We start from the raw sequence: 19,948 nt of genomic DNA on the forward strand, positions 1-19,948 counted from the left end.
ACCAATTTGATAGCAACAAATGAGCAGAAAAACACTACTTACATCAAAAGAAATTCAAATCATTCTGCATCGATTAGCTTGTCAGTTAATCGAAAACCATAACGACTTCTCTAATACCGTGCTAATAGGACTTCAACCTAGAGGAACTTTTTTAGCAAAACGATTAGCTAAATTGTTAACAGATGATTATGGAATACAAAATCTTCAATTAGGTTTATTAGACATTACTTTTTATCGAGACGATTTTCGTAGAAGAGACGAACCTTTAGAAGCTACAGCAACTCAAATTGATTTTTTAATTGAAGGCAAAAAAGTTGTTATTATTGACGATGTTTTATACTCAGGTAGAAGTGTACGAAGTGCTTTAACAGCAATTCAGTCATACGGAAGACCTGAAAACATTGAGTTACTAGTGTTAATTGATCGCCGTTTTAGTCGTCACCTTCCTATTCAACCTAATTATAGAGGAAGACAAGTTGACGCTATAAATGAAGAAAAAGTTGTTGTTAACTGGGAAGAAACTCATAAAGAAGATACTATTTACCTTGAACCCAAGCCATCAAAGCTTGATTAGTTATGATTATAAAAACAAACTAAAATGAAGCAGTTAAGCGTTGAACATTTATTAGGTATAAAATACCTTAACAAAACCGATTTAGAGCTTATTTTTGAAACTGCTTCTCATTTTAAAGAAGTTATTAACCGCCCTATAAAGAAAGTTCCTTCTTTACGAGATATTACCATTGCTAACTTATTTTTTGAAAATAGTACTCGTACTAAATTATCATTCGAATTAGCTGAAAAACGTTTATCGGCAGACGTAATTAATTTCTCTGCTGGGCAGTCTTCTGTAAAAAAAGGAGAAACCTTAATTGATACCGTTAATAATATCCTTTCAATGAAAGTTGATATTGTTGTTATGCGTCATGCCAATGTAGGTGCTGGTATTTTCTTATCAAAACATGTAGATGCAAAAATTATTAATGCTGGTGATGGTACACATGAACATCCAACACAAGCTTTATTAGATAGTTTTTCTATGCGTGAAGCTTTAAACAGTAACTTAAAAGGTAAGAAAATTGTTATTGTAGGAGATGTTTTACATTCTCGTGTAGCTTTATCAAATATTTTTGCTTTACAATTACAAGGAGCTAAAGTAAAAGTTTGTGGTCCAACAACATTAATCCCTAGATATATTACTAGTTTAGGTGTTGAGGTTGAAACAAACTTGAAAAAAGCTTTAGAATGGTGTGATGTTGCTAATGTACTACGTGTACAACATGAACGAATGAATATTAAATATTTCCCTTCTACTAGAGAATACACACAGTTATTTGGTATTAACAAACAAATACTAGACAACCTTGGTAAGAAAATTGTTATAATGCACCCAGGACCTATAAATAGAGGGGTTGAATTAACAAGTGATGTTGCCGATAGTGACCAATCTATTATTTTAAATCAGGTAGAAAATGGGGTTGCTACACGTATGGCTGTTATATATTTGTTAGCACAACAAATAAAAAGATAATAATGAAAATTGAAGATAAAAAAGAATATACGTTAGTTCATTTTGATGATACTTCTTTCGAAGATTTCTTATTAAATTTTGAAAAAGAGCACTTTAACCTTAAGGAAAAACACCTTATCATAAAAATTTCAGAAAAAAATAACGTTTCCAAAGAAAATATTTTATTATTTTTGAAATACGCTCAAGTGCATCAAACAAATGGCACATCTTTTGTAATTGTATTAAAAGATGTGAATATTGATGATTTTCCAGAATCGTTAAACATAGCCCCTACATTAGTTGAGGCTGAAGATATTATTGAAATGGAAAATATTCAGCGTGATTTAGGTTTTTAACCTATAATAATCCCTTAAAACCGAATAACGTATGGTAAAAAAAATACTTTTATTATTTTTATTCTTAGTAACCTTGTCTAGTTTCTCTCAAGAGAAACAAGTAGATAAGCTAGTTGCTTCTCCTAACCCTTTTACCAATAATACCACTATTTCATTTAATGCTAAAAGTGACCAGACCGTTATTTTCACCGTTAGAAACGTATTAGGTAAAACTGTATATAGAAAAGAATTAAATATTTCTAAAGGACGTAATTCATATCCTTTTTATCGCAACGATTTAAAGTCGGGTATGTATATATATGCTATACAGAGTAATAAGAATATTATTTCAAAACGTTTTGTCATAAAATAAATGAGTTTGCATTTAACTATTTTAGGATGCCACTCTGCTACCCCAAGAGTTAATGCACACCCTACGTCTCAGTATTTAGAAATTAATAATCGCCATTTTTTAATAGATTGTGGAGAAGGTACTCAAAGACAAATGAGAAAGTATAAAGTTGGTTTTTCTAAAATCAACCATATATTTATCTCTCATTTGCATGGAGATCACTTTTTTGGGTTAATTGGTTTAATTTCTACATTTGGAATACTTAATAGAGAAAAGGATCTGCATATTTATGGTCCTAAAGGAATTAAAGAAATTACTGTTCTTCAATTAAAAATTTCAAAATCTTGGACTAAATACAACATTATTTTTCACGAATTAGATTCAAATGAAAGTGAACTAATTTTTGAAGATGATAAAATAACTGTGCACACTATTCCATTAGATCATAGAGTATACACTAATGGTTTTTTATTTAAGGAAAAACCAAAGCCTAGAAAATTGCATATTGAAAACATTCAACAATACGATGAAATAGAAACTTGCGATTTTCACAATATAAAAGCTGGTAAAGATTTTGTTCTATCTACAGGAGAAGTGATTCCTAATTTTGAATTAACAATAGACCCTCCTAAACCAAAAAGCTATGCTTTTTGCAGTGATACCACTTATAAACCAGACATAGTACCTATTATTAAAGATGTAGATTTACTATACCATGAAGCTACCTTTTTAAAAGATAGAGAAGATTTGTGTGATAAAACAAAACACTCAACTGCCGAACAAGCTGCTAGGATTGCGAATCAAGCAAATGCAGGAAAACTAATTATTGGGCACTATTCTAGTAGGTACTCAAACTTAAAAGACTTTAAAGTAGAAGCACAAACTATTTTTGAAAATGTAGAATTAGCAGAAGCAGGTAAGCTATACTCTACTAACTCATTTCCAATAGAAGTTTTAAATTAATATTGATTGGTTGATAACAAAACCAACGTACAAGCTATTTCTGACTTAATTCCTTTCTCTTTTAATATTTTTGAAAACTCAGAATTTTCTGTACCTGGATTAAAAATTACCCTTCTAGGATTTAACCCTAATACATAATCGTAATACTCTTCTTGTCGTTTAGGATTTAAATACATTGTAACGGTATCAATATTATCAAACAATGTTTTTTCAGTTGTAATATTGATTTCATTTACCCTTCCTTCTCTAGCCCCAATAGCGTGTATCTTTATTTCTTTATCATCCAACCTTTTAAGTGCAATATTTGAATACTTATTAGGATTTAAAGATGCTCCAATAATTAAAGTTGTTTTGTCCATAGTTGTTAATAATACGTTAAACTCTGTTAAAGGAAGTAACAAAAATAATCAGCAAACAGTCTATTAGACATCTAAACAATTCAAAAACAAACAAAATGAAAAACATATTACTTATACTTTTAATGGTATTTAGTGTTAATTTATTTGCACAAATGCCTAAAGGTAAATTACCAAAACCTGGTTCCGTTTCTGGTAAAGTCATCGACCAAACAACAAAAGAACCACTTCCTTACGTAAATATAATAATCAAAGATACAGCTAACAAAATTTTAACAGGTGGAATCACTAGCGACAATGGAACTTTTTCTATAAAAAATATTCCTGAAGGTAAGAATATAGTAGAAGTTCAATTTATTGGTTATAAAACTGTTAGTAAACCAATTCTTATAAATAATAAAAGAAGAAAAATTAACTTAGGAACTATTCCTTTAACTGAAGACTCTACCACTTTGGATGAAGTTGAGGTTAGAGCTGAAACTTCTTCTGTTACTCAAAAAGTAGATAGAAAAGTAATTAACGTAGGAAAAGATTTAACTTCAGCGGGAGCAACTGCTTCAGAATTATTAAATAATGTACAATCTGTAAGTGTAGATAGCCAAACTGGTAATATCAGTTTGCGTGGTAATGAAAATGTACGTGTATTAGTTGATGGAAAACCAACAAATATTCCAGCTTCTCAATTATTAAAACAAATTCCATCTACCTCTATTAAAAGTGTTGAATTAATTACTAATCCTTCAGCCAAGTACAACCCAGAAGGAATGAGTGGTATCATTAATATTGTATTAAACAAAAATGCAAATATGGGATTCAATGGTTCTGTAAATACTGGACTTGAAGCTGGACATTATGTACGTTATAATACTTCAACCAATATGAACTATAAAACTGGTAAAATTAACTTTTTTGGAAACTATGGTTTTAATGGTGGTGATAGATACAATTTTGGTTATGTTAACAGACCTACTGTAAACAATCAAGATTTTATTTTTAAAAACGATAACCAATCACATCTTTTAAAGTTTGGTGCTGATATTTACTTAGATGATAAAAACACTTTATCTTTCTATACAACTCAAAACTGGTTTGATAGCAAAGCTACTGGTCGTGCTCTAATTACAGATGGTACAGGAAACATTACAAGTAATGCTCCTAATACACAAACATCTGATAGTCATAACCAAACATACAATATTAACTATAAACATGATTTTGAAAAGAAAGGTCATAATATAGAATTTGAAGCAACATATACGAAGAATAAATCTCCTAACTTCTTAAATAATCAAGATTTAATTATTCCTCAATCTGACATTAAATATAAATTATCAAATTATTTTAATGATATTAATAATAATAGAGATAATACTTTAATAAATATTGATTATACCAATCCTGTGTCTAAAAACGGTAAATTGGAGTTAGGATTAGAATATAGAGTTAACAAAACAGATAATACTAATATAACAGACCAACATAGAGTTCTTAGATATCAAACAGATACTAATGGTGATATTGTATTTGACGCAAATCAACAACCAATTATAATTGAAACTGGGAAAATTCCAAATTCAAACTTTACATATGATAGAAAAATTTATTCTGGTTATGTAAATTATGGTCATAAATTTGGAAAACTAACAATGCAATTGGGTGCTCGTTTAGAACAATACGACATAAAAGGTATTTTTAATCAAGTAGCTGAACCAACTGAAGTAGTTACAGATAAAATATTTTCTGTATATCCATCGGCATTTTTCACATATAATCCTACCGATAAAAATCAATTCCAATTAAGTTATAGTAGAAGAGTTGACAGACCTGGTATTGGTCAAGTAAATCCTATTAGAGAATGGAGTACTCCTTTAATTACCTCTATTGGTAACCCTAACTTAGTTCCTCAATTTACAAACTCTCTTGAATTTAATTATACAAGAAGAATCAAAGGAGGATCAATTACATTTGGAACTTTTTACAGAAATATTAATGATGTAATTAATAGAGCTACTTATAAAGACCCTACAGATCCAAGTGACGTAAGACAAATTTTAACTCATGCAAATTTTGATGACACCAATGCTTATGGTTTAGAGTTTTCTACAAATTATAGAATTACAAAATGGTGGAGAGCAAATGCAAGCATGGATTTTTATTCTCAAAAACAATTTGGAACAAATGACATAAGTAATCCTAATGCTCCAAGAAGAGAAGTTACAACTGAAATCTTTAATGCTAGAATTAGTAATAGTTTTACACTATCAAAGAAATTACGTTTACAATTATTTGCTATGTACAGAGGACCAAGACAAGATATACAATGGGATGTAGATCCTATGACAATGGTTAACTTAGGTGCTAACTATAGTGTACTTAAAGGAAAAGGAAACTTTACTTTTAGAGTAAATGATATATTCAACACGATGAGATTCAAGTTTGATTCAACAAACCCATTTGTACAAAACGGGCGTTTTAAATGGGAAAGTAGAACTACTTATATTGGATTTAACTACAGATTTGGTGGAGGAAAAAACAAAGCGAAACGTAGAAGAAACAGAGATAACAATGAAAAAAGCGGTGGCGGTGGTTTCATGTAAAATCATTTTTCATAATATAAAAAAAAACCAAGGTAATATTGCCTTGGTTTTTTTATATTTAGCTTTCTAATAAAATTAGTTCCCCGAATATGAAAAAATTGTTATTAACTATACTTTTTGCTGTCATAGCAATTAGTAATTATGCGCAAAAACAAGAAATTACTGGTAAAGTTATAAATCCCAAAAACAAGGCTAGCATCCCCTATGCAACTATTACTTGTAAATCTGAAAATGGCACTATAATTACAGGTGCCATAACCAATGATGATGGATATTTTACTTTATCTAAACTTCCAAAAACCAAACTATTATTAAGTTTTCAGTTTATAGGATATAAAACCTTGGTTCAAAGTATTGATTTAACCGAGAAGGATATAAAATACAATATAGGTACTATTTATTTACAAGAAGATAACAACCAACTAAATGAAGTTGAAATACAAGCAGAATCTTCCACAGTAGTCCAAAAAATTGATAGAAAAATTATCAATGTAAATAATGACTTAATAGCTACAGGAGCTAGTTCTTTGGAAATGTTAGAAAATATCCCTTCTGTTGATATAGATCATCTTTCTGGTACAGTTAGCCTTAGAGGTAATGAAAATGTTAGTGTTTTAATCAACGGAAAACCTTCAAATATTAATACCGAACAACTTTTAAAACAACTTCCTTCCAACTCAGTTAAAAGTATAGAAATAATCACAAATCCTTCTGCTAAATTTAATCCAGAAGGAATGAGTGGTATAATTAATATAATCCTTAAAAAAAATACAGAAATTGGCTTTAATGGAAGTATTACAATTGGCATAAAACATAGTAAAAATACCAAACCAGATATTGCTTTAAATACAAACTATAAAGTAGGTATTACTAATTTTTATGCCAATTACAGCACTAGTTGGGGAGATTATGAAACATTCAATAACCTACAAAGAACAGATAAAGATTTATTACAAAACATTGATTTTTTAAACAACTCTAGCAGTCATTTTTTTAAAATTGGTGTAGATATAAATCTAAACTCTAAAAGTATATTATCTCTTTACACTGACCAAAATTTTGATAATAACAGTTTAGCTACAAATACACTCGTAACTCAAAATTCTAATACACAATTTAATAATCTACGTTTTTCAAAATACAAACAAAAAGACGAAACATATAATATTGATTACGTGTATAATTTTGATAAGAAAGGACAAAGTTTAGAATTAGAGTTTAATTATTCTAGTACAAACAATCCAGAAAACACAATCAATTCCGAATTAATTGATAACAGTTCAAAAGAAAACAATTATACTAATAATATATTAGATACTAGAAAATTATGGCTATTCAATATCGATTATACTATACCTATTCAATCTGGTAAAATCGAATTTGGTTTGGAATATAGAAAGCAAAACTTTTACAACAAAATAATAACCGATCAAGAAGCACAAACAAGTAATTCTCCAACACTACAACCTATTGGAAACACCTCTTTAGATTATGATCGTTCAATTTATTCAGGGTACTTCAATTTTAATAAAGAATATGAAAAAATTGCATTTCAAATTGGCTTTAGAGTGGAGCAATTTAATTTGGATGCTTCATTTTTCAATACTAACCAAGGAAATACGAATTTAAAAGATAATCTCTTCAATATTTACCCTTCAGCTTCGATAAACTATTCTCTTAGCGAAAAAGATAATATACAACTAGCCTATAGTAGAAGAGTGGATCGCCCTTCGGCATATCAAGTAACCCCTATTCAAGAATGGGCTTCTCCTTTAACTATTGCTAGAGGAAACAGAAACTTAACCCCTCAATTTACCAATTCTATAGAATTAAACTATACTAAAACAATCACCAAAGGATACATTTCTTTGGGTACTTTCTATAGAAGAACTAACGATAAAATTGGAAGAATTCTTGAAAGAGATGCTCTAAATCCTGACAAATCAATTTCTTCTTTTACCAATTATGATTTTGCTGACAGTTATGGAATAGAACTTTCCAGCAGTTTCAAACCTATAAAATGGTGGACTTTAAGGCCTTCTTTTGAAACCTACATTCAAGATTCCCAAGGTATATTAAACAATCAATTTGAAACAATTAAAAATACAATAACAAAAGCTCGAATTAGTAACTCTTTTAAAGCTTCTAAAAAATTAAGTTTTCAGTTTTCTACAATTTATAGAGGTAAAAGTGAAAATATTCAATATACTGTTCAACCATATACAATGGTAAATATTGGTGCCCGATTAAAAGTACTTGATGGAAAAGGAAAAATTAGTATTAGAGGTACAGATATTTTCAATAACGTTAATTTTGATTACACTACTAATAATCCATTCAACCAAAAAGGAAAATATATTTTAGAATACGATTCAATATATCTAGGCTTTTCATATAACTTTGGAAGTAGTAAAAACAAAAGAAAAGGTAGAAAATATAGAGATAATAACGAATCTCAAGGAGGCATCTTTTAAATCATTTTTACTATAGGTAAATTCACTAATAATATTTGTTTACCTACTTTTTGCTTTGAAAGTAAAATATTATATTTAGGTATTGTTTATGTGAATTTGAAATTATTAATATAAAAACAATTTTTATGAAAAGAACAATTACATCTTTAGGAAGATTATTAAGTAAATCTGAAAAAGAAAAAGTTAACGGTGGTTATATAGAAAAACCTAAGCATCCATGTTGTCACAAACCTAGAGTTTGTGAATGCCCAAAAGAAAATGATTTAGAAGAAATTTAAATTATATTTTCATTAAAACACTAGTCAATTTTAAGATAAACAAAAACCGAAGTTTGAAACTTCGGTTTTTTATTTTTTATAATTTAATTAACTTATTACCAACGAATCACAACAGATCCCCAAGTAAATCCACTACCAAAGGCAGCTAACACTACTAAATCATTATCTTTTATTTTACCTTTTTCCCAAGCTTCAGTTAAAGCAATAATAACAGAAGCAGCAGTGGTGTTACCATATTTCATGATATTATTATATACCTTATCATCAGAAAGCTGGAACTTCTTTTGAATAAACTGCGCAATACGTAAATTGGCCTGATGAGGAATTAACATATCAATATCTTCTTTTTGTAATCCATTTGCTTGTAAACCTTCAACAATTGCTTCAGAAAAACGAACTACAGCATGTTTAAATACAAACTGACCATTCATATATGGGTAATAAGAAACATCATCTGGATCATTTTTCTCTAAAATTTCTGGTACCCAACGCCCAGTAGAAGGTCCTTCTAACATTAACTCTCTAGCGTGTTTACCTTCAGAGTGCAAATGAGAAGATAAAATTCCTTTTCCTTCTTCTTCACAACGAGAAAGAACAGCAGCCCCTGCTCCATCACCAAAAATTACAGTTACTCCTCTACCACGTGTAGAACGTTCTAAACCTCCTGAATGATTTTCAGAACCAATAACTAAGATATTTTTGTACATCCCAGTTTTAATAAACTGATCTGCAACAGACATAGAATATATAAAACCAGAACATTGATTACGTACATCTAATGCTCCAATTGTAGGCATATCAAGTAAATCTTGAATTTGTACTCCTCCTCCTGGAAAATATAATTCTGGGCTTAAAGTAGCAAAAATAATAAAGTCGATATCATCTTTTGTTAATCCAGCTCTTTCTATGGCTATCTTTGCAGCCTTAGCTCCCATAACAGAAGTAGAATCATCAGAGTTTTTTGGGTCAATCCAACGACGTTCTTTAATACCAGTTCTTTCCTGAATCCACTCGTCACTAGTATCCATCCATTGTTTTAAATCTTCATTAGTAACTACATTCTCTGGAACATAATACCCTAACCCCGTTATTTTTGAACTATACATAATTTTTATGTTGATTTTTTAAATTGTTAGCAAATTTACAGCTTGTAAAAGTAGCAATTTATTGATATTTTTACAACTAACACTAATCAACTCATTGTGAATAGAAAAGACTTTTTGTCCCTTTCAACCAAAGCCGCTGTATTTTTAGGTCTATCATCAGCTATTTCTTGTAAAAACGAAATCGAAGAAAAAACAATCTCATTATCCAATTCAAAAGCAAAAGGAACAGCTTTTGGCTTAACAGCTCCCAAGATAGATAAGGTTAAAGTTGGAATTATAGGCTGTGGAAATCGAGGTCAGGTTTTAATACAAATGTTTGATTGGTTGGTAAAAAATAATGATGCAGAAATTATAGCTGTTTCAGATTTACGAAAAGAAAAAACCGATAAACTAAACGAACATTTACAAAAAACACATAATAAAACTGCACAGGCTTATTATGGAAATCCTAATGAATGGAAAAAATTAGTAGATAGAGATGATATTGATTTATTAATCATTGCTACTCCATGGGAATTACATACTCCTATGGCTATTTATGGAATGGAAAAAGGCAAACATGTTGCTTGTGAAGTTCCTATAGCTTATAATCTTGAAGATTGTTGGAAAATAATTGAAACCGCTGAACGTACCCAGAAACATTGTATGATGATGGAAAACTGCTGTTTTAATGGAGAAGAACTTTGGGTTTTAAACATGATTAATCAAGGGGTTTTTGGCGATTTAACACATGCTGAAGGAGCTTATATACATGATTTACGTAAACATCTACTTGATGAAAAATATTATGAGGATCAATGGAGAATTAAACATCATTTAAATAAAGATGGTAATTTTTATACCACTCATGGTTTAGGCCCTATAAGTCAATATATGGATATTGGTCGTGGAGACACCTATGACCATGTAGTATCTATGAGTTCTCGAGAAAAAAGTTTAAGTGATGCTGCAAAACGTGCTGGAATCAATAAATTTTCAAACGTTAAGTGTGGAGATATGAATACTACTATGATAAAAACCAAATTAGGTAAAAGCATCATGCTACAATTTGATGTACATTCTGGTAGACCTTATGACAGACTAAATACAGTTGTAGGAACAAAAGCCGTACACGAAGGCTATCCTTCTAAACTTTATATTAATGAAGATGAATTAGCATGGTGGGGACATAAATGGCTTGAGAAAGAGAAGTACAATGAGTATCGAGAAAAATACAATCATCCTTTATGGGATAAACTAAAAACTCAAATTTCTGATAACTCTGTAGGGCATGGAGGAATGGACTTTGTAATGATTTATCGCCTAATTAAATGTTTAAACAAAGGATTACCTTTAGATATTAACGTATATGATAGTGTTTTATGGAGTTCTATAACTCCCCTATCTGAATTATCTGTTGCACAAAACAGCTCATCTATTAAAGTACCAGATTTTACAGGTGGAACATGGAAAAATAAAAACACAACTGAAATGCTACGAAACATTTAAAAAATTAGAAATTATATAAATTTAAAAGACGCCAACATTTTAAGTTGGCGTTTTTTATGTCATCTTGTCACAAGAATAATTTTGGTATTTTTTTTGACTAATCAATTATCAGAAAATAATATCAAACAAAATATATAATTATGAGCAAAGGAAACATTAATGTATCGGTAGAAAATATATTTCCACTGATTAAAAAATTCTTGTATTCTGATCACGAAATCTTTTTACGTGAGTTAATTTCTAACGGAACTGACGCAACTACAAAACTAAAACACTTAATTTCTATTGGTGAAGCTAAAACGGAGTTAGGTGATGCAAAAATTGAAATCAAAATTGATAAAGACGCTAAAACTTTGACGATTAAAGATCAAGGTTTAGGAATGACAGCTGATGAAGTTGAAAAGTACATCAATCAAATTGCATTTTCAGGAGCTGAAGAGTTCTTAGATAAATATAAAGACGATAAAAACGAAACTGGTGTAATTGGTCACTTTGGTTTAGGTTTTTATTCAGCTTTTATGGTAGCTGATAAAGTTGAATTAATTACAAAGTCTTTTAAAGATGAACCAGCTGCTCACTGGACTTGTGATGGTTCTCCTGAGTTTACTTTAGTAGAGCACGACAAAGCAGATAGAGGTACAGAAATTATCTTACACATTGCTGACGATTCTACTGAATTTTTAGAAGAAAGTAAAATCTCTGGTTTATTAAACAAGTACAACCGTTTTAACCAAGTGCCAATTAAATTTGGAACAAAGAAAGTTAACGATCCAGATTTTACGCCTCAAACTACAACTGATGCGGAAGGTAAAGAAACTACTGAGCCACATAAACAAATTGAAGTTGATAACATTATCAACAATACAAATCCAGCTTGGACTAAAAAGCCTGCTGATTTAGAAGCTGAAGATTATACTAATTTCTACAGGGAATTGTATCCAATGCAATTCGAGGAGTCTTTATTCCACATTCACTTAAACGTAGATTATCCATTTAATTTAACTGGAATTTTATTCTTCCCTAAGTTATCTCAAAACTTAGATATGCAAAAGGATAAAATTCAATTATATCAAAACCAAGTTTTTGTAACGGATAACGTAGAGGGGATTGTACCAGATTTCTTACAAATGTTAAAAGGAGTTATCGATTCTCCAGACATTCCATTAAACGTATCTCGTTCTTATTTACAAGCTGATGGTGCTGTTAAGAAAATTTCTGGTTACATTACTAAAAAGGTAGCTGATAAATTAAGTTCATTATTCAAAAAAGACCGTGAGGATTTTGAGAAAAAATGGAACGACATTAAAGTTATTATCGAATACGGAATGTTATCTGAAGAGAAATTCTTCGATAAAGCTAAAAAGTTTGCCTTATACCCAACTGTAGATGATACATATTTCACTTTTGATGAGTTAATCGAAAAAACAAAAGATGCTCAGACTGATAAAGATGGAAACCATGTAATTTTATATGCTGCAAACAAAGATGCTCAGCACTCTTATATTCAAGATGCAAAAGCAAAAGGATATGAAGTTTTATTATTAGACTCTCCTATCGTATCACACTTAATGCAAAAATTAGAAACTTCTGGCGATACAAAAGTTCAATTTACTCGTGTAGATGCTGACCATATTGATAACTTAATCAAAAAAGATGACACAGTTATTTCTAAGCTTTCTGATGAAGAAAAAGAGAAATTAAAGCCAGTTATCGAAGGAGCTGTTAACAATTCAAGTTATACAGTTCAGTTAGAATCAATGGATTCTTCTAGTTCTCCATTCTTAATTACAGTACCAGAATTTATGCGTCGTATGAAAGAGATGCAAGCTTCTGGAGGTGGAGGAATGATGGGAATGGGTAATTTACCAGAAATGTACAATTTAATTGTTAACACAAATCATCCATTAATTTCTGATATCTTAAATGCTAGCGAAGAAGACCAAAAGCGTTTAACTACTCAAGCATTTGACTTAGCTAAATTATCTCAAAACTTGTTACACGGTGAAGAATTAACAAACTTTATTAAGCGTAGCTACGAGTTAATTAAATAAATACCTTTTTAGGTTAAAATTATAAATTTAAAGCCTCTTTTGTTTCATATCAAAAGAGGTTTTTTTATCAATCTCTACAAATATTTAAATGAAATTAGAAAACGAGTTAATTCAAATTATAGAAAGTGATTCATGGATGATTTCTATTTTAAAAACTGTTAGAGACTTAAATTTAAACGACTGTTGGATTGGTGCTGGATTTATCAGAAATAAAATTTGGGACGAAAAACATGGTTATCAACGAACAAAATTGAACGATATTGATATTATACATTTTGATAAAAGAAATTCTTCTAAAGAGTATGATTTATTAATTGAAAATCAATTAAAAATGATAGACCCCGAATTAAACTGGTCGGTAAAAAATCAGTCAAGAATGCATATTAGAAATAATCACACTTCATATACGAATTGTGAAGAAGCTATTTCATTTTGGCCAGAAACTGCTACTTCAATAGCTATAAGGATAACTCAAAAAAATAAAATTGAATACATAGCACCTCATGGCTTAGAAGATGTTTTTAACCTTATAGTTACTCCAACTCCAAAATTTAATCTTATGATTTATAGTGATAGGATTAAAAAAAAAGAATGGAGTAAGCAATGGCCAAAACTATCCATTAATTTGACACACAAAAGCTAATTTTATTTTCTATTTATTAATTTAGCATTGAGCAAATTCTTTTAAAGAAAATTAACGATCCTCCTACTATAAATGGAATTTAAAGAACAGGTAATTACTTACAAAGACAGAGTTGTATTTATAAAACTATCCATGCCCTCTTTTAATAGAACTTTAAAAGAATATATGGAAGATGAAGCTTGTTTTATGTTTGTAAACAAAGGGGAAGTTAATGTAAGGTCTTCTGAAGATTATTTAACATTGAATAAAAAAACTTCAATGTTGGCTAAATGCTTAAATTATTTCTTTGAACCAAGTAAAGAACCTCATAATTGTGATGAAGGTATTGAGTCTATTGGTATTTTCCTTTATCCATCTCTTGTCAAAGACCTTTTTGAATTTGATATCTCAAACTCAAATTATACTGTTGATTTTAACGTAAAACAAATTCAAGTAGATCGTTTACTAGAAAACTACAAAGAGAGTATTAATATTTTATTAGATAATCCTGAATTGGCTGATGAAAGTATTATAAAAACTAAGCTTAAAGAATTTATTTTATTAATATCTAAATCTCAAGAAGCTCCTTCTCATTTAGATTTTTTAGCGGCTTTATTCAAACCTAATGAAGTAAGTTTTAAATCTACTATACATCATAATTTATACACTAACCTGTCCTTAGATGAGTTAGCTGCACTTTGTCACTTAAGTACCTCTTCTTTTAAAAGAAAGTTTAAAGCAGTATTTAACGATAGTCCTAAAAAATATATAGCAAAGAAGAAAATTGAAAAAGCAGCTACTTTATTAAAAGCAAAAAATGACCGTATTTCAGATATTGCTTATGATGTTGGCTTCGATTCTTTAGCTACTTTTAATAGAAATTTTACCAATATTTATGGTAAATCTCCCTCAGAATATCGATTGGACTAAAATGAGATGTCTTTGAACTAAAACGAGATAACAAAACTCTCCCTTTACATGACCTTTGTTCTAAACAACAAAAAGAACAATATCATGGAAAATTCGAAAGTATTAAAACTATTTTTAATCATCTCTGGATTATTATTAACTTTTATAGGAGGAGCTACTCTTTTTGCTCCTGTGGCTATGAAAGCAAGTGCAGGGATAGATATCTCTCAAAGTACAAGTATAATAAATGACGTTAGAGCATCCAATGCATTAATTCTTGCAGTTGCCTTAATAACTATTCTAGGTGTATTTATTAGAAAATTAACCTTCACCTCTACCCTTATATCATTTACATTATTTCTTTCTCTTGGAATTGGAAGAGCTATTAGTATTCTTATAGATGGCTTCCCTGTTGATGGATTAGTTAAAGCCACTGGTTTAGAATTCGTTTTGGGAATTATTGGTCTAATTCTTTTCAACATTTATAGAGAAAAATATTAAACATTAACCTTATGAAAACAATATTTAAAACATTATCACTAGTACTAGTAATGATAACTGGTCAAAGTGTATTTGCTCAAAAAACTGACAAAAAAACGATCTCTTTTTCTGTAGAAAGAAACATAAACGCTTCCGCCGAAAGAGTATGGAAAGTTGTAGGAGAAGACTTTGGAGCTATAGCCAACTCTCACCCCAAAATAGTAAGTTCTAACTATAACCAAGGTCATATTACTGGTGGAGAAAATGCTTCGAGGAGATGTAATTTTAATGAAGCTGGGACAAAGTTCTTAGAAGAAAAACAAATAAGTTTTGATGCTAAAAATTATACTTTCAAAGTACTAATATCACAAACAGGAGGAATTCCTTTAAACAATGAATATAGCTACGGAATTTACAAAGTAACACCTGTTACGGACAACTCATCTATATTAAAAATGACGATGGTTATAAGAACCAAACCTGCTTTTCTGGGTTGGTTTGCTAAAGGGAAATTCAAACGAGACATCGCAGATTATTTATTAGCAGTAGAACATCATGTTCTTACTGGTGAGAATGTAAACAAAGAAAACTTTAAAAGAATTAAGAAAAAATATACCGAATAATGAAAACAAATAAAATTATAATGATTACTGGTGCCAATACTGGTATTGGTAAAGATACAGCAAGACAATTAGCACTAATAAAAGATACAGAAAAAATATACTTAGCTTGTAGAAACAAAGCAAAAGCGGAAGCTGCCAAAATATCTTTAGAAAAATTAACAGGAAGATTCATTTTTGAAATTTTAATAATGGATGTTTCAAACCCTGATTCAGTTAAAAAGGCAGTTTCTCAATTAAATGAACCTATAGATGCATTAATTATGAATGCAGGTGGTATTGGAGGAAAAACTCCAGAAAAATTAACCAAAGAAGGAGTTACCACTATTACTGCTAGTAACCTTTTAGGACATGTTGTTTTATTAGATGAACTATTAAAAGAAAACAAACTAAAAAATATTGCTTTATATGCTAGTTCTGAAGCAGCAAGAGGTATTAAGCAAACTGGTATGAAACGTCCTAATTTAACAACTTCATCTGTAGATGAATTTATTAAAGTTTTTGACGGTTCTTACTTTGGAAACAACTTTGATGCTATGCAAGTATACGGGGTAATAAAATATGGAGGGACCTTATGGATGTCTGCAATGGCAAGAAAATATCCAGAAATTAAATTTATTAGTATGAGTCCAGGAGGAACTAGAGGAACCGATGGTATGAATGACCTTCCTTTTGTTAAACGTATTTTATTTAAATACATCGGAATGCCTATTTTTATGCCATTACTAGGTTTATCTCATAGTTTAGAAAAAGGTGCTAAACGATTTGTTGACGGCATAAATAATGAAAATTTAAAAAATGGTGTTTTTTATGCTAGTAAAGAAAATGTCCTTACTGGTTCGGTAGTAGACCAAAGTGAAATTTTTCCAGATTTAACTAACATAACCTATCAAAACAATGCCTATAAAGCAATTCATAGCTTTATCAATTAATTAACTATTATCTACCTCTCATCAATTCAAAAGATAGCTCAAAAAGAGCTATCTTTTCTTTCTTATAACTAACTGAATCATCGCTAAAAACTTTATATTTTCTTTAACGCTAATAACAATTTATCTACAATACATTTGTTACATATTTATATAGTAGAGTAAAAATTAATAATAGGATTTTTGGGACCTATTATTAAAACAAAAAGAATTCTGATTTTAAGAGTTCTTTTTTTTTGCCATAAAGTATTTATTCTAAAATAACTATGATAAGTACCTTTAAATTTAAATATCTTTGTCGTTTATAAATTAATATAAGAATGCTAAAAAGAATTCCGAATTACATTAAGTTCCTTTTCACAAATACTTTTTTTTTACTTTTATACATCTTTGCTTTCAGAGTAATCTTTTTTTATTTTTTTACAGATTTAAGTAAAGCTGATCCTTCAGAAATATATAAAGCATTTTCATTAGGGTTACGATTTGATATTAAATTAGCTTCAATCAGTTTTCTACCTTTAGCAATCTTACTTTTCGTTGTAAATTATCGTTTTTTCAAACATCGATTTTACAAAGTTTTTAGCACAATTTATATAGTAGCCGCCTACCTAATTATTACTTTATTTCATTTATTTGATTTTGGTTATTACGATTATTTAAACATTCGTTTAGACGCTGCTTCATTACGATTTTTAAGTAATTTAAAAATATCTACACAAGTTCTTTTTGAGAGTTATCCTGTATTTAAAGGATTATTTGCTTTTATTATACTTACTTACATACTTTACAAATTCTCTAAATGGATATATAATGTATTTAAAACTAACGATGAAGTTAGTTCTAAAAAGAAAAAAGCGTTTTTCATTATTATTCCTTTATTATTATTTGCCTTTGGAATTTATAATAGTTTTACGCATTACCCATTACGTTGGAGTCAAGCTTTCTTTTCAAAAAACACCGCTGTAAATCAATTTGCTTTAAATCCGGTTTTATATTTTTTTGATAGCTTTAAGTTTAGAAATGAAGGATTTGATATTGAAAAAGCAAAAAAGTACTATCCATCAATCGCTAAAGAATTAAACTTACCTAAAAAAGAATTGTCTTTTAAAAGAGTAAATTCTAAAAAAGATACAGTGATAGGTAAACCTAATGTAGTAATTGTTATGTTAGAATCTCTAGGTGTTGTACCAATGAGTTATTATGGAAACCCAATAAATACAACTCCTAAAATAGATAGTTTGATAAAGAAAAGTGTTAGTTTTTCTAATTTTTATGTTCATAAATCTGGAACAGCTGCTAGTGTATTTGCTAGTATTACTGGTTTACCTGACATAGATGGGATTAGAACAGCATCAAGAAATCCAAGAATTATTAATCAGCGAATCATATTTGATCAATTTAAAGGATATGAAAAGCTATATTTCTTAGGTGGTAGTGCTAACTGGGCAAATATTAGAGGTGTTTTTCAATCGAATATAAATGGTTTAAAGATTTTTGAAGAAGGTAGTTTTAGAACAGAAAAAAGAGCTGATGTTTGGGGAATAGATGATTATGAGCTTTTTAAGGAATCTGATATAGAGCTTAGAGAGCTACATCAAGAAAATAAGCCATTTATAGCTTATATCCAGACTGCAACAAACCACATGCCTTTTACGGTTCCTGATGAACAAGAAAGCTATAAACCGTTAAAAGAAAGTGAAATAGCTCCTTCTTTACTTAAAAAAGCTGGTTTTGATGGTATTAAACGTCTAAACGCATTACGTTATTTAGATTTTAATGTAGATAGATTTTTAAAACGAGCAAAAGAATCTGGATATTATGACAACACTATTTTTCTATTTTTTGGTGATCATAATACTTCTATGAGCTATGTTAATGAGTTTAAAGATTTATACGACTATCAATTAAACTTACATAATGTCCCATTTTTTATACATGCGCCTAAGTATATTAAGCCTACTACAATTAAAAAGTACACTAATTTAATTGATGTATTACCTACAGCTGCCGGTTTAGCTAATATTGATTATACGAACTATACACTAGGTAGTGATGCTTTAAATAAAAATAGCAATGCTAATTTTGCCTTTTTATATCAAAAAATTAAAGGAGAGCCAGCTGTAACTGTTCTAAAAGACTCTCTTCTATACTCTAAAGCTGTTTTAAGCGATTACAATCATTTATACAATATGAATGATAAAAGTAACACTAAAGTAGATATCAAAAAAAACTATCCAAATTTATATCAAAAAATGGATAGTTTAACAAATGCTGTTTACCATAGTACAAAGTACTTGTACTACAATAATAAAAAAGATTAATTAAATATTTTTCTATTTAAATATTGATATAAATGGTATGATGAGAAACCTATTATTGTACCATTTATAAATCCACATAGTATATCTGTTGGAAAATGTACTCCTAAGTATAACCTACTATAAGCAAAAATTAAAGGAAAAAGAACCAAATACTTAATGTAACTTGTATATTCCTTTAACAACATAATAATAAAAACAGTAACTACAGTCGATGTTGTAGCATGACCAGACGTAAAACTATAACTTTGAGGGCTTATTAATGTTCTCAATACATCTTTAATTTCAGGGTCGTTATTAGGCCTTAATCTTTCAAAAATCCCTCTAATCACATTAGTAATTTGATCAGAAAAAGTAACCAATAGTGCTATAAATACAACAGTAAATAGCCCTTTCTTAACTCCCAAATATTTAAATACTAAAACAAGTATAACAATAAACAAAGGGATCCATGAAAATTGATTAGTTATAAATAACCAAAATCCATCCCATTGTTCACTACCTAAGCTATTTAAAAAAATTAAAAGCTCTTTATCTTTTTGAATAATACTATCTAACAA

General features: G+C 29.4%; 19 protein-coding genes. 16 read left to right on the forward strand and 3 right to left on the reverse strand.

Annotation, left to right across the window (positions count from 1 at the left end):
• Nucleotides 1-19: 19 nt before the first annotated feature.
• The 5 genes from pyrR to F7018_RS05735 are packed head-to-tail and all read left to right on the forward strand — an operon-like array spanning nt 20 to nt 3,160.
• On the forward strand, nt 20-574 hold the full coding sequence (gene pyrR / locus F7018_RS05715; RefSeq protein ID WP_150899053.1) for a bifunctional pyr operon transcriptional regulator/uracil phosphoribosyltransferase PyrR: 555 nt from the start codon (nt 20-22) through the stop codon (nt 572-574).
• A gap of 24 nt (nt 575-598) precedes the next feature.
• Nucleotides 599-1,531, forward strand: coding sequence for an aspartate carbamoyltransferase catalytic subunit (locus F7018_RS05720; RefSeq protein WP_150899054.1), 933 nt, complete (start codon nt 599-601; stop codon nt 1,529-1,531).
• Nucleotides 1,532-1,533: 2 nt separating this feature from the next.
• Nucleotides 1,534-1,866, forward strand: coding sequence for a hypothetical protein (locus tag F7018_RS05725; protein ID WP_150899055.1), 333 nt, complete (start codon nt 1,534-1,536; stop codon nt 1,864-1,866).
• A gap of 31 nt (nt 1,867-1,897) precedes the next feature.
• Nucleotides 1,898-2,218 (forward strand): T9SS type A sorting domain-containing protein, encoded by a 321-nt coding sequence (locus tag F7018_RS05730; RefSeq protein WP_150899056.1) that lies wholly within the window; start codon nt 1,898-1,900, stop codon nt 2,216-2,218.
• The gene (locus tag F7018_RS05735; RefSeq protein ID WP_150899057.1) at nt 2,219-3,160 is read left to right on the forward strand and encodes a ribonuclease Z; all 942 of its coding nucleotides are present in this window, start codon (nt 2,219-2,221) and stop codon (nt 3,158-3,160) included.
• Here the strand turns inward: F7018_RS05735 and F7018_RS05740 are convergent.
• Nucleotides 3,157-3,519: a CoA-binding protein gene (locus tag F7018_RS05740; protein ID WP_150899058.1), complete on the reverse strand. Its 363-nt coding sequence runs from the start codon at nt 3,517-3,519 to the stop codon at nt 3,157-3,159. The two genes, F7018_RS05735 and F7018_RS05740, sit on opposite strands and share 4 nt — an antisense overlap.
• 95 nt (nt 3,520-3,614) lie before the next feature.
• Between F7018_RS05740 and F7018_RS05745 the strand changes: the two genes are divergently transcribed.
• From F7018_RS05745 to F7018_RS18410, 3 genes are all read left to right on the forward strand, one after another.
• On the forward strand, nt 3,615-6,113 hold the full coding sequence (locus F7018_RS05745; RefSeq protein ID WP_150899059.1) for an outer membrane beta-barrel family protein: 2,499 nt from the start codon (nt 3,615-3,617) through the stop codon (nt 6,111-6,113).
• An 89-nt stretch (nt 6,114-6,202) separates the two neighbouring features.
• On the forward strand, nt 6,203-8,587 hold the full coding sequence (locus tag F7018_RS05750; protein ID WP_150899060.1) for an outer membrane beta-barrel family protein: 2,385 nt from the start codon (nt 6,203-6,205) through the stop codon (nt 8,585-8,587).
• Nucleotides 8,588-8,712: 125 nt separating this feature from the next.
• The gene (locus F7018_RS18410) at nt 8,713-8,865 is read left to right on the forward strand and encodes a hypothetical protein (RefSeq protein WP_175578663.1); all 153 of its coding nucleotides are present in this window, start codon (nt 8,713-8,715) and stop codon (nt 8,863-8,865) included.
• A gap of 95 nt (nt 8,866-8,960) precedes the next feature.
• Here F7018_RS18410 and F7018_RS05755 read toward each other — a convergent pair whose 3' ends face one another.
• Nucleotides 8,961-9,971, reverse strand: a complete 1,011-nt coding sequence (locus F7018_RS05755; RefSeq protein WP_150899061.1) for a 3-oxoacyl-ACP synthase III family protein — start codon at nt 9,969-9,971, stop codon at nt 8,961-8,963.
• 96 nt (nt 9,972-10,067) lie between these two features.
• Between F7018_RS05755 and F7018_RS05760 the strand changes: the two genes are divergently transcribed.
• The 8 genes from F7018_RS05760 (at nt 10,068) to F7018_RS05795 (ending at nt 19,391) form a co-directional block, all read left to right on the forward strand.
• Complete coding sequence (locus F7018_RS05760; RefSeq protein WP_175578664.1) at nt 10,068-11,459, forward strand: Gfo/Idh/MocA family protein; 1,392 nt, start codon at nt 10,068-10,070, stop codon at nt 11,457-11,459.
• 140 nt (nt 11,460-11,599) lie between these two features.
• Nucleotides 11,600-13,510, forward strand: coding sequence for a molecular chaperone HtpG (gene htpG, locus F7018_RS05765; protein WP_150899063.1), 1,911 nt, complete (start codon nt 11,600-11,602; stop codon nt 13,508-13,510).
• Nucleotides 13,511-13,598: 88 nt separating this feature from the next.
• A complete protein-coding gene (locus tag F7018_RS05770) occupies nt 13,599-14,153 on the forward strand; it encodes a nucleotidyltransferase family protein (RefSeq protein ID WP_150899064.1) in 555 nt (184 codons plus the stop codon).
• A gap of 72 nt (nt 14,154-14,225) precedes the next feature.
• Nucleotides 14,226-15,062: a helix-turn-helix domain-containing protein gene (locus F7018_RS05775; protein WP_150899065.1), complete on the forward strand. Its 837-nt coding sequence runs from the start codon at nt 14,226-14,228 to the stop codon at nt 15,060-15,062.
• An 84-nt stretch (nt 15,063-15,146) separates the two neighbouring features.
• A complete protein-coding gene (locus tag F7018_RS05780) occupies nt 15,147-15,542 on the forward strand; it encodes a DUF4345 domain-containing protein (protein WP_175578665.1) in 396 nt (131 codons plus the stop codon).
• Nucleotides 15,543-15,553: 11 nt separating this feature from the next.
• On the forward strand, nt 15,554-16,144 hold the full coding sequence (locus tag F7018_RS05785; protein WP_150899067.1) for an SRPBCC family protein: 591 nt from the start codon (nt 15,554-15,556) through the stop codon (nt 16,142-16,144).
• Entirely contained in the window at nt 16,144-17,073 is a 930-nt protein-coding gene (locus tag F7018_RS05790) for an SDR family NAD(P)-dependent oxidoreductase (RefSeq protein ID WP_150899068.1), read from the forward strand. Before F7018_RS05785 ends, F7018_RS05790 begins: the two co-directional genes overlap by 1 nt.
• A gap of 317 nt (nt 17,074-17,390) precedes the next feature.
• Nucleotides 17,391-19,391, forward strand: a complete 2,001-nt coding sequence (locus F7018_RS05795; RefSeq protein WP_150899069.1) for an LTA synthase family protein — start codon at nt 17,391-17,393, stop codon at nt 19,389-19,391.
• Here the strand turns inward: F7018_RS05795 and F7018_RS05800 are convergent.
• Nucleotides 19,388-19,948, reverse strand: coding sequence for a phosphatase PAP2 family protein (locus F7018_RS05800; RefSeq protein ID WP_150899070.1), 561 nt, complete (start codon nt 19,946-19,948; stop codon nt 19,388-19,390). The two genes, F7018_RS05795 and F7018_RS05800, sit on opposite strands and share 4 nt — an antisense overlap.

The organism is Tenacibaculum aiptasiae (assembly GCF_008806755.1).
In the GTDB taxonomy this organism is placed as follows: Bacteria; Bacteroidota; Bacteroidia; order Flavobacteriales; family Flavobacteriaceae; genus Polaribacter; species Polaribacter aiptasiae.